This window comes from Bacillus sp. LL01 (genome assembly GCF_001037965.1).
This window is the reverse complement of sequence record NZ_LFEL01000032.1, coordinates 1-11,360: the sequence shown is the minus strand read 5'-3', so window position 1 is coordinate 11,360 and position 11,360 is coordinate 1. Positions and strand designations below refer to the sequence as shown.

Below are 11,360 nucleotides of genomic sequence, written 5' to 3'. Positions count from 1 at the left end.
CGTTATCGTAACCTACCGTATATCGGTGTGTTAAAGCCAGAAATCTACGAGAGTTAATATTTGAGTGGTAAAGAATAATTATGATAGGATAAACCAAGCTATAACGCCCGTCGGAGGAGGTCAAGAATGAATCGGATATTCCGTAATACGATATTTTATTTACTCATTTTCCTAGTCATTGTCGGGATTGTGAGTGTATTCAACTCTGATCAAACAGAAACAGAGAACGTATCATTTAATGCATTCATAGAAAGACTTGAGAATGGTCAGGTTCAAGAGTTGTCAGTAAAGCCAGAGAGACAAGTGTACTTAGTGCGCGGTCAATTTACAGATCAAGCTGAAGATGAATATTTCCAAACATATGCACTTAAAAGTGAACAATCTGCTGAAGTATTAACAGGTGCCCAAGGACCAGGTGGAGCTCCATTTAACCTTGATATTGAACCTGCTGATGAAACAAGTGGATGGGTTCAATTTTTCACTGGGATTATTCCATTCATCATTATATTTATTCTCTTCTTCTTCTTACTAAGCCAAGCTCAAGGTGGCGGAAGCCGTGTAATGAACTTTGGTAAGAGTAAAGCGAAGTTGGTTAATGAAGACAAGAAAAAAGCGAAATTTAAAGACGTTGCTGGTGCAGATGAAGAGAAGCAAGAACTAGTTGAGGTTGTTGAGTTCTTAAAAGACCCTCGTAAATTCTCTGCTATTGGTGCACGTATTCCAAAAGGTGTCCTATTAGTAGGTCCTCCGGGTACAGGTAAAACATTACTTGCACGTGCAGTAGCCGGTGAAGCTGGCGTACCGTTCTTCTCAATAAGTGGTTCTGACTTCGTTGAGATGTTTGTCGGTGTCGGTGCATCCCGTGTACGTGATTTATTTGAAAATGCAAAGAAAAATGCACCATGTATCATCTTTATTGATGAGATTGATGCTGTAGGTCGTCAACGTGGAGCTGGTCTTGGTGGAGGACACGATGAGCGTGAACAAACACTAAACCAATTACTCGTTGAAATGGACGGATTTAGTGCCAATGAAGGAATTATTATCATCGCTGCCACTAACCGTGCTGACATCCTAGACCCTGCCCTACTGCGTCCAGGACGCTTTGACCGTCAAATTCAAGTTAACCGTCCGGATGTCATTGGACGTGAAGAAGTCTTAAAAGTACATGCTAGAAATAAGCCATTAAATGACGATGTAAACTTAAAAACAATCGCTACAAGAACGCCTGGTTTCTCTGGTGCAGATCTTGAAAATCTTCTTAATGAAGCTGCTCTTGTTGCAGCAAGACATGATCATACGAAGATAAGTATGATTCATATTGAAGAAGCGATTGACCGCGTGATTGCAGGTCCGGCTAAAAAGAGCCGTGTCATTTCACCGAAAGAGAAGAAAATTGTTGCTTGGCATGAAGCGGGTCATACGGTTGTCGGTGTGAGGCTTGAGAATGCCGATATGGTTCATAAAGTAACCATTGTTCCGCGTGGTATGGCTGGTGGTTATGCGGTAATGCTTCCTAAGGAAGATCGTTACTTTATGACAAAGCCAGAATTACTTGATAAAATTATTGGTTTACTCGGTGGACGTGTCGCTGAGGAAGTAACGTTTGGAGAAGTGAGTACAGGTGCTCACAATGACTTCCAACGAGCTACAGGTATTGCCAGAAAAATGGTTACAGAATATGGTATGAGTGAAAAGCTTGGACCGATGCAATTTATCTCAGGATCAGGTGGGCAAGTATTCCTCGGTCGTGACATTCAAAATGAACAAAACTATAGTGATGCATTTGCTCATGAGATCGATCTTGAAGTTCAACGCATTATTAAAGAATGTTATGTGCGTTGTAAGGAGATCTTACTTGAGAACAAGGATAGCTTAGATCTTGTAGCTAAAACCTTGCTTGATATGGAAACATTGGATGCTGAGCAAATTAAGTCATTAGTAAATGACGGAAAGCTTCCAGAAGGTCATCACCTAAATGCTCATATTAATAAAGACAAGGCTGAAGAGTCCGATGTGAAAGTGAACATTAACTCTAAAAAAGAGGAATCTACTGAGGTAGAGCCTGAACAACCACAAGAGCCAAATACAGATGAGCCGATTGAAAAAGATGATATGAACAAAAAGAATGACTAATCAATTGATTAGAGGGAGGGTGTCGGAATCGACATCCTCTCTTTTTTCGTTTAAACTCAAATTTGAAATCYATTTTTGTAGAAGATGTGGTGAAGATATGATCCTCGTAATAGATGTAGGAAATTCCAATATCGCTCTAGGTGTCTATAAACAAGAAGAGCTTGTATACCATTGGCGTATAGCTACGAGCAGACAAAATACAGAAGACGAGTATGCGATGTCGATTAAAGCTTTATTTAATGATAAGGGGCTAAACTTTAATCACATTGCTGGTATCATTATTTCTTCTGTGGTTCCTCCCATCATGTTCTCACTAGAACAAATGTGCAAAAAGTATTTTAAGTTGCAACCAATGATCATTGGTCCTGGAATTAAAACAGGATTAAACATAAAATATGATAACCCGAGGGAAGTTGGAGCCGATCGAATTGTTAATGCAGTGGCAGCGATAGAGTTGTATGGTAGTCCACTTGTTATTGTCGATTTCGGTACGGCCACTACGTATTGCTACATCAACGAGCAAAAACAATATATGGGTGGAGCGATTGCACCCGGGATTTCCATCTCAACAGAAGCTTTATATACAAGAGCTTCTAAGCTTCCTCGTATTGAAATTGCAAAGCCTGAACATATAATAGGTAAAAATACGATTCATGCGATGCAAGCGGGTATTTTCTTTGGTTATGTGGGGCAGGTTGATGGAATTGTCAATCGAATGAAAGAAGAATCAAAAGAAGTTCCTGTAGTTATTGCCACAGGAGGTTTAGCGAGTCTGATCTCAACAGAAGCTAAAAGTATCGATGTCGTTGACCCTTTTCTCACTTTAAAAGGGCTCCGAATCATTTATGAGAAGAATAAAGATAGTAATAAAAAAGGATAAACCAATTAAAAGGAGAATGTTCACCATGAGTGATTATTTAGTAAGAGCAACAGGTTTTGAAGGGAAAGTTCGTGCATATGCATTAGTAGCAACAGAAATGATTGACGAAGCAGTCAGAAGACAGGGTACGTGGCCTACTGCATCAGCAGCATTAGGTCGTGCGATGATGGCAAGTACTATGATGGGAGCGATGTTAAAAGGTGACGCGAAGCTTACTGTGAAAATTGAAGGAAGGGGACCAATCGGCGCAATTATTGTTGATAGTAATACGAAAGGAGAATCACGTGGGTATGTAACCAACCCTCAAACTCATTTTGATTTAAATAAGGATGGGAAGCTTGATGTTGCAAGAGCAGTTGGTACAGACGGATATCTATCTATTGTAAAAGATWTTGGAATGAGAGATAACTTTACAGGAAGTGTACCGATTGTCTCAGGAGAACTTGGAGAAGATTTCACATATTATTTTGCTTCATCAGAACAAACACCTTCATCTGTTGGAGTTGGTGTTCTTGTGAACCCTGACAACTCGATTTTAGCAGCAGGAGGATTTATCATTCAATTAATGCCTGGAGCTGATGATGAGGTTATTACGGAAATTGAAAAGAGGCTAAGCTCTATTCCTCCTATTTCAAAATTAGTGGAGGCAGGAATGCCACCTGAAGAAATGCTAAACGCTCTTCTAGGTGATGATAATGTGAAAATTCTCGATAAAATGCCAGTTGCTTTCTCTTGTACGTGTTCGAAAGAGCGAGTGTCTAATGCGATAACAAGCTTAGGTGAAGAAGAGATTCGTTCGATGATTGCTGAAGATGGTGGAGCTGAGACGCGTTGCAACTTCTGTAATGAAGTGTATACATTTGATGTAAGTGAATTAGAGGAATTGATTGCTGAATCAAAATAATTTTGCAAATTAAGGGATTCATTGATTGACTTATCTGAAAACGTCTGCTAACATTATTTTAAACAAAACCTATGAATTTACTTGGAATTAGGAGGCGCTATATATGAAAGTTGTTCAATCGATTACAGAGTTAATTGGTCATACGCCGCTAGTCAAATTAAATCGTCTTGTCACGGATAAGCATGCTGATGTTTATTTAAAGCTTGAGTTTATGAACCCAGGAAGCAGTGTAAAAGATCGTATCGGCTTAGCGATGATTGAGGCAGCCGAGAAAGATGGCACGCTTAAAGCTGGTGATACAATTGTAGAGCCTACAAGTGGTAACACGGGTATCGGCTTAGCAATGGTTGCTGCTGCAAAAGGATACAAAACAAAGCTAGTTATGCCTGAAACAATGAGTATGGAGCGCCGTAACTTATTACGAGCTTACGGAGCTGAGCTTGTATTAACTCCAGGTCCAGAAGGCATGGGTGGAGCAATTCGTAAGGCTACGGAACTTTCAAAGGAAAATGGCTACTTTATGCCACAACAATTTGAAAATGAGGCAAACCCTAAAATTCACCGCGAAACGACAGGTAAAGAATTGCTGGAACAAGCTGACGGCCAATTAGATGGGTTTGTATCAGGTATTGGAACAGGGGGGACGATTACGGGTGCTGGTGGATTTTTAAAGGAGCACTTCCCGAGTCTCCGTATTGCGGCAGTGGAGCCACAAGATTCACCAATTTTATCTGGTGGAAATCCTGGACCGCATAAAATCCAAGGAATCGGTGCTGGCTTTGTTCCTGATATTTTAGACACGAAGGTATATGATGAAGTGATTCAAGTATCTACTGAGCAAGCTTTTGAATATGCGCGCCGTGCTGCAAAGGAAGAAGGAATTTTAGGTGGAATTTCGTCTGGGGCAGCGATCTATGCAGCGCTACAACTTGCTGAAAAGCTTGGACCAGGTAAAAAAGTGGTTGCGATTATCCCTTCAAACGGTGAACGTTACCTAAGTACACCACTTTATCAATTTGAAGATTAAGATTTAGCGTTAAAGTAGTCTTACCTTTTAGGTAGGGCTACTTTTGTTTAGAGATGGATTTCCATTAATAGACTGAGCTAATCCTAGCTCTTGTTCTTTTCTTCTATTTCGTAGTCATGTAAAATGAATACATAGAAGTAAATGATACGAACGGAGTGAAGCCGTTGCAACGAGAGAACGTAAAGAAAGAAAACTGGATAGCGAAAGCCACCTCTTTTTCATTAGCGGAGGATGAATGGTTTGCAACATATAAACATCTATCAAAAAATAAGACTCATCAAGTTCTCTTAGAGAGTGGACGTGGAGGGCAGTATAGCATTATTGGGCTTGATCCATTTGCTATTATTGAAGGAAAAAGAGACACCTTAACGGTTAAAAAGGGTGAGCATGAGGAGATAAAAAAAGGGAAGCTATTAGATTCATTAAAAGAAGTGATGGCTCCTTATAAAACAGCTGTTATACCTGGTATCCCATCCTTTCAAGGGGGAGCGATTGGTTATTTAAGTTATGATATTATCCGGGAAATTGAGCGATTGCCCCTCCTTGCTGAGGATGACCTCGCCCTACCTGATCTCTTTTTCATGCTGTTCCATGATGTATTTATCTATGAGCATAAAGAAGAAAAGATGTGGGTCATTGTCCATGGTGAACAAGGCGACTCAGCAGACCTTGATGATCGTTTAAAAGGTTATGAACAGGCTTGGAAGAGCTCCCGACCTGAAACTGCTTGGAACTATCAAGTGCAAAAAACAACACACGGAAATTCTGCTTCGATGAGTGAAGTGGAATTTGGAGAAGCTGTTGAAAAGATAAAAGAATATATTGCAGCAGGTGATGTGTTCCAAGTAAATCTCTCTGTAAGGCAATCAAAAGGTTTGACATGTGAGGCGATGCATGTCTATGAGACATTACGTAAGCTAAACCCATCCCCTTATATGAGTTACCTTCATACACCCGCTTTTCAATTTGTCAGTGCCTCCCCTGAGTTACTTGTCAAGAAACAAGGTATAGAGGTCAGCACTCGTCCGATTGCTGGAACTCGTTCACGAKGGAAGGACGCGGAGGAAGATCAACAGCTTGCTGTCTCCTTAATTGAAAATGAAAAAGAACGGGCTGAACATGTCATGCTTGTTGACCTTGAGAGAAATGATTTAGGCAGGGTATGTGAATATGGAAGTGTTGAAGTAAATGAGTTGATGGTCATTGAAAAATATTCCCATGTCATGCATATCGTTTCAAATGTTAGAGGGAAACTTAGTGCTGAGCATGATCTTTACGAGGTAATTCGAGCAACCTTCCCAGGTGGAACAATTACTGGAGCTCCTAAAGTCCGCACAATGGAAATCATAGAAGAGCTAGAACCCGTAAGAAGAGGGATTTATACCGGCTCGATTGGTTGGATTGGCTTTAATGATGAAATGGAGCTTAATATTACAATCCGTACCATGGTCTGTAAAGATGGGCAAGCACATGTTCAAGCTGGAGCAGGGATCGTGATCGATTCAAACCCGCGTCACGAATATAAGGAATCGTCTAAGAAAGCAAGAGCATTATGGCATGCACTTGAGTTGAGTGAAGAAGAGTTGAGAGAACGAGTAAATAGTTAGTTGAGCTGAGGAGGAAAAGATATGATTATTATGATTGATAACTATGATTCATTTACGTATAACTTGGTCCAATATTTAGGTGAGATGGGCGAGGAGTTGGTTGTAAGACGAAATGACCAAATCACCATTGAGGAAATTGAAGAGTTAAATCCTGATTACTTGATGATTTCACCAGGACCATGCAGCCCCAATGAGGYAGGAATTAGTTTAGAGGCGATTCGTTATTTCGCTGGAAAGATTCCTGTTTTCGGTGTGTGTCTTGGTCACCAATCAATTGCCCAAGTATTTGGAGGAGAGGTTGTGCGAGCCGGACGTCTTATGCATGGGAAGACCTCTTTAGTCAAACATAACCAAGAAACAATATTCAAAGATATACCAACGCCTCTGACGGCTACTAGGTACCATTCGTTAATCGTTAAAAGAGAGAGTCTTCCGGATTGCTTCCTGATAACGGCTGAAACGGAAGAAGGCGAAATTATGGCGATTCGTCATAAACAACTGCCTGTAGAAGGTGTTCAATTCCATCCAGAGTCCATCATGACGGATGCAGGAAAGGAATTGTTACGCAATTTTATTAGAACATACCGCAGGSAGCCGGTAGAATGATTGTCTATGTAAATGGTGAACTGGTGTTGGAAGAGGAAGCGAAAGTGTCTGCTTTTGACCATGGTTACATGTATGGTGTGGGTTTGTTTGAGACATTTCGTGTGTATAATGGTCATCCTTTTTTATTGGATGACCATTTTCGCCGTTTAAAAGAAGGGCTCACAACACTAGGGATAGAGTGGGACATGAATACCCAGGAAGTCCGCAAAGTCCTTGATGATTTAATTGAAGCAAATGACCTTCGTGAGATGGATGCGTATGTAAGGTGGAATGTCTCAGCCGGTGATAAGGGGCTTGGACTTTACACGGGTCATTACGAGAAGCCTACAACCATCGTTTATATAAAGTCGATTCCTCAAAAGATGAAGGTAGAAAAACAAGGGGTTATTCTAAAGACTAGACGGAACACACCAGAAACGAAAGTAAGATTAAAGTCTCATCATTATCTAAATAACTTACTAGCAAAGCGTGAGATAGGGCCAGACCCTAGTATAGAAGGGCTCTTTTTAACGGAAGAGGGTTATCTAGCAGAAGGGATTGTTTCGAATTTATTCTGGATAAAGAAACGTATAGTGTATACCCCGTCCATTAAAACGGGTATTCTGAATGGTATAACAAGGCAGTTTGTAATCAGACTTTTACAAAAAGAGGGGTATGAAGTAGAAGAAGGTTTTTATCTAGAGAAAGATTTATATGAGGCGGATGAGGCTTTTGTGACCAATTCAATTCAAGAGGTTGTATCCCTCACATCCATTCAATCTCATCTGTATAAGTCTAGCCCACCTGTAACAAAAAAACTTCAGCAATTATACCAAGAACAATGCCGAGAGCTTTTAAGTAGAAGCGAGCTATAAGGAGAGATCGTTGTGCGAAATCGAACAAAGATTATGGGGATTTTAAACGCTACACCTGACTCTTTTTCAGATGGAGGAAGGTATAACGAGGTTGAAGTCGCTGCTAAAAGAGCATATGAAATGGTAGCACAAGGTGCAGATATCATTGATATTGGCGGTGAGTCGACACGACCAGGATTTGCGAAAGTCCCTGCAGATGAGGAGCTAGCACGTGTTATTCCAGTTATTAAAGCGGTAAGAGAAGTTGTTGATGTCCCTATTTCAATTGATACGTACAAAGCTGAAGTAGCCAGGGAAGCGATCAAAGCAGGGGCTAATATTATCAACGATGTATGGGGAGCTAAAGCTGATCCTATGATGGCACAAGTGGCTTTTGAAACAGGTGCAGAAATTATCTTGATGCACAATCGTGATAACAAGGATTACGGAGACCTCTTAGAAGATATGAAACGTGATATTGATGAAAGTATCGCCTTATGTCACCGAGCAGGGGTTAGTGACGATAAGATTATGATAGACCCGGGTATCGGATTTGCAAAAACCTATGAACAGAACTTAGAGGCGATGCGTAGACTTGATGAGTTTGTTGCGATTGGTTACCCCGTGTTGTTAGGTACATCTAGAAAATCCTTTATTGCTAAAACGTTAGCTCTACCTGTAGATGAGCGGGTAGAAGGAACTGGCGCTACGGTTTGTTTGGGAATTGCTAAGGGATGCGAAATTGTTCGCGTTCATGATGTAGTAGAAATGAGTCGGATGGCCAAAATGATGGATGCGATGCTAGGAGGAGTGGTTCATAATGGATAAGATCTATATGGATGGACTTGAATTTTACGGTTTTCACGGTGTTTTTAAAGAAGAAAACAAGTTAGGTCAACGTTTTTACGTCGATCTAACACTAGAGCTWGATTTAAAAGAGGCTGGTGCAACAGATGACATTGACGAGACGATCAACTATGGCGATGTTTATAAAAGAGTAAAAGAAATTGTCGAGGGTAAACCTTATAAATTGGTGGAAACCGTTGCTGAGAAAATTGCTAAAGAGTTACTTACTTCATATGAGCGCTTAGAACTTTGTACCGTGAAACTTATTAAACCTGATCCTCCTATTCCAGGACACTACAAATCTGTCGCTGTTGAGATTACGAGGGGGAAAAATGAAGCATAATGTCTATATTGCACTCGGCTCTAATATTGGTGATCGAGCTGCTTATTTAGAGGAAGCCATTGACCGCTTACAAAGAGAGAATGATATAGAGCTCGTAGCAACATCGTCAATCTATGAAACAGAACCTATCGGATATGTTGATCAGCAATCATTTTTGAACATGGTCATTCAAATTCACACAAATTTAAGCCCAGAGAAATTATTGGAAACTACGCAGTCGATTGAAGATACATGCGGACGCAAGCGTGATATCAGGTGGGGACCTAGAACGATAGATCTTGACATTCTTCTCTTTGATCAACAAAATATGAAAATAGAGAACTTATGCATTCCTCATCCTAGAATGTTTGAGCGTGCATTTGTGATCGTACCGCTTTATGAACTAGAACCAACAATTTACTTTCAAATGCGTAATCAATCGATTGAAGATATATATGAGGCGTTGCCAGATAAAGAGGGTGTAAATGTATGGAGATCGAAAGTTGGGGAAGAAGAATCAGGGCATTCCGAAAGCTGAAAGGTTTTACCCAGCAACGGTTCGCTAAAGAGATGGGAATATCAGTCTCTGTTTTAGGTGAAGTAGAGAGAGGGAGCAGGTTACCTGATGAGAAAATGCTCGAAAAAGTGACCTCAATCCTTAATATAACAAAGCAAGACTTGATCAAGAGATGATTAAACGGAGGTGAATATATAGTGTTGAAGATTGGAAATATCGAAATGAACAACCAAGTTGTCCTTGCCCCGATGGCGGGAGTTTGTAACCCTGCTTTTCGTCTAATTGCGAAAGAGTTTGGTGCAGGATTAGTGTGTGCAGAGATGGTAAGTGACAAGGCTATTCTCCATAAAAATGAGAGGTCACTTAGTATGCTTTATGTAGATGATCGCGAGAAGCCACTAAGCCTACAAATTTTTGGTGGAGAGAAAGAGACATTAGTTGAAGCGGCTAAATTTGTAGACAAAAATACAAATGCCGATATTATTGATATTAATATGGGGTGTCCTGTACCAAAAATCACAAAATGTGATGCTGGTGCGAGATGGTTGCTTGACCCTAACAAAATTTATGATATGGTTGCAGCGACGGTTGATGCCGTAGATAAGCCTGTAACGGTTAAGATGCGTATTGGCTGGGACGCCGATCATGTTTATGCGGTTGAAAATGCACAGGCAGTTGAACGTGCAGGAGGAAGCGCAGTTGCTGTTCATGGTCGTACACGTGTACAAATGTATGAAGGGCATGCTGACTGGAACATTATTAAAGAGGTAAAAGGTGCTGTTAATATTCCTGTTATCGGAAATGGCGATGTACAAACCCCTCAAGATGCTCGTCGTATGCTTGATGAGGTCGGAGTAGATGGGGTGATGATTGGACGGGCGGCATTGGGTAACCCATGGATGCTTTATCGTACAGTTAAATACCTTGAAAGTGGAGAGTTAATGCCAGATCCGACTCCACGTGAGAAAATTGATGTTTGTATGATCCACTTAGAGCGCTTGATTGATCTTAAAGGAGAATCGGTTGCTGTACGTGAGATGAGAAAGCATGCCGCATGGTATTTAAAAGGATTAAGTGGGAACGGACGCATTCGTGATCAAATTAATAATTTCGAAACGAAAGTTGATGTTGAGAAATCATTATATGCATATATTGATCAACTTGAAGAGAAAATGGCTGCGGAGTCTAGTGCTGTTTGACTTTCGGGCGATAATTCACTATAATTCGTTTGAGTTTATGAAACTGCCAGCTAATCACTGGCAGTTTTTCTATGTAGAAAAAAACTGTATAATGATTAGTAATAAGTTGATCTGGGATGATTCATACAAGAAGGTTGACTCGAGATGGTTAGCTTAAAATGATTGAGTTAAATAGAGGAGATGAGTAGGTAATGAGCCAAGATGTCGAATTAAATGATTTGCTTGCTGTGCGTCGCGATAAGCTTTTACAGTTAGAAGCACAAGGCACAAACCCATTTGGTGGACGGTTTGAAAGAACACATACAGCCAAGACAATGGAAAAAGCATTTGCTGATTTATCTAAAGAAGATTTAGAAGAWCAAGGCCATAAAGTAACACTTGCTGGACGTATTATGACAAAGCGTGGCAAAGGTAAAGCTGGCTTTGCACATATTCAAGACCTATCTGGACAAGTCCAAATTTATGTTCGTAAGGATGCAATTG

General features: G+C 40.5%; 13 protein-coding genes. All 13 read left to right on the top strand.

Annotation, left to right across the window (positions count from 1 at the left end):
- Positions 1 to 126: 126 nt before the first annotated feature.
- Positions 127 to 2,136, top strand: a complete 2,010-nt coding sequence (gene ftsH / locus AB685_RS22535; protein WP_047972821.1) for an ATP-dependent zinc metalloprotease FtsH — start codon at positions 127 to 129, stop codon at positions 2,134 to 2,136.
- A 97-nt stretch (positions 2,137 to 2,233) separates the two neighbouring features.
- Positions 2,234 to 3,016 carry a type III pantothenate kinase gene (locus AB685_RS22530; RefSeq protein ID WP_047972820.1) on the top strand — a complete coding sequence of 261 codons (783 nt, stop codon included), beginning with the start codon at positions 2,234 to 2,236 and terminating at the stop codon, positions 3,014 to 3,016.
- Between the two features lie 25 nt (positions 3,017 to 3,041).
- Positions 3,042 to 3,920, top strand: coding sequence for an Hsp33 family molecular chaperone HslO (gene hslO / locus AB685_RS22525; protein WP_047972819.1), 879 nt, complete (start codon positions 3,042 to 3,044; stop codon positions 3,918 to 3,920).
- A 103-nt stretch (positions 3,921 to 4,023) separates the two neighbouring features.
- Entirely contained in the window at positions 4,024 to 4,947 is a 924-nt protein-coding gene (gene cysK, locus AB685_RS22520) for a cysteine synthase A (RefSeq protein ID WP_047972818.1), read from the top strand.
- Between the two features lie 164 nt (positions 4,948 to 5,111).
- Positions 5,112 to 6,554, top strand: coding sequence for an anthranilate synthase component I family protein (locus AB685_RS22515; protein WP_277814304.1), 1,443 nt, complete (start codon positions 5,112 to 5,114; stop codon positions 6,552 to 6,554).
- A 21-nt stretch (positions 6,555 to 6,575) separates the two neighbouring features.
- Positions 6,576 to 7,160 (top strand): aminodeoxychorismate/anthranilate synthase component II, encoded by a 585-nt coding sequence (gene pabA / locus AB685_RS22510; protein WP_047972817.1) that lies wholly within the window; start codon positions 6,576 to 6,578, stop codon positions 7,158 to 7,160.
- A complete protein-coding gene (pabC, locus tag AB685_RS32185) occupies positions 7,157 to 8,014 on the top strand; it encodes an aminodeoxychorismate lyase (protein ID WP_047972816.1) in 858 nt (285 codons plus the stop codon). Before pabA ends, pabC begins: the two co-directional genes overlap by 4 nt.
- 33 nt (positions 8,015 to 8,047) lie before the next feature.
- Complete coding sequence (gene folP, locus AB685_RS32180; protein WP_241773363.1) at positions 8,048 to 8,821, top strand: dihydropteroate synthase; 774 nt, start codon at positions 8,048 to 8,050, stop codon at positions 8,819 to 8,821.
- Positions 8,814 to 9,182 (top strand): dihydroneopterin aldolase, encoded by a 369-nt coding sequence (folB, locus tag AB685_RS22495; RefSeq protein ID WP_047972814.1) that lies wholly within the window; start codon positions 8,814 to 8,816, stop codon positions 9,180 to 9,182. Before folP ends, folB begins: the two co-directional genes overlap by 8 nt.
- Positions 9,172 to 9,699, top strand: coding sequence for a 2-amino-4-hydroxy-6-hydroxymethyldihydropteridine diphosphokinase (gene folK, locus AB685_RS22490; protein ID WP_047972813.1), 528 nt, complete (start codon positions 9,172 to 9,174; stop codon positions 9,697 to 9,699). Before folB ends, folK begins: the two co-directional genes overlap by 11 nt.
- Positions 9,651 to 9,854 carry a helix-turn-helix transcriptional regulator gene (locus tag AB685_RS30545; protein ID WP_082153729.1) on the top strand — a complete coding sequence of 68 codons (204 nt, stop codon included), beginning with the start codon at positions 9,651 to 9,653 and terminating at the stop codon, positions 9,852 to 9,854. Before folK ends, AB685_RS30545 begins: the two co-directional genes overlap by 49 nt.
- A gap of 21 nt (positions 9,855 to 9,875) precedes the next feature.
- Entirely contained in the window at positions 9,876 to 10,877 is a 1,002-nt protein-coding gene (gene dusB, locus AB685_RS22485) for a tRNA dihydrouridine synthase DusB (protein WP_047972812.1), read from the top strand.
- A 191-nt stretch (positions 10,878 to 11,068) separates the two neighbouring features.
- Positions 11,069 to 11,360 (top strand): OB-fold nucleic acid binding domain-containing protein (locus AB685_RS22480; RefSeq protein ID WP_047972811.1); only part of this gene is annotated, 292 nt, incomplete at its 3' end.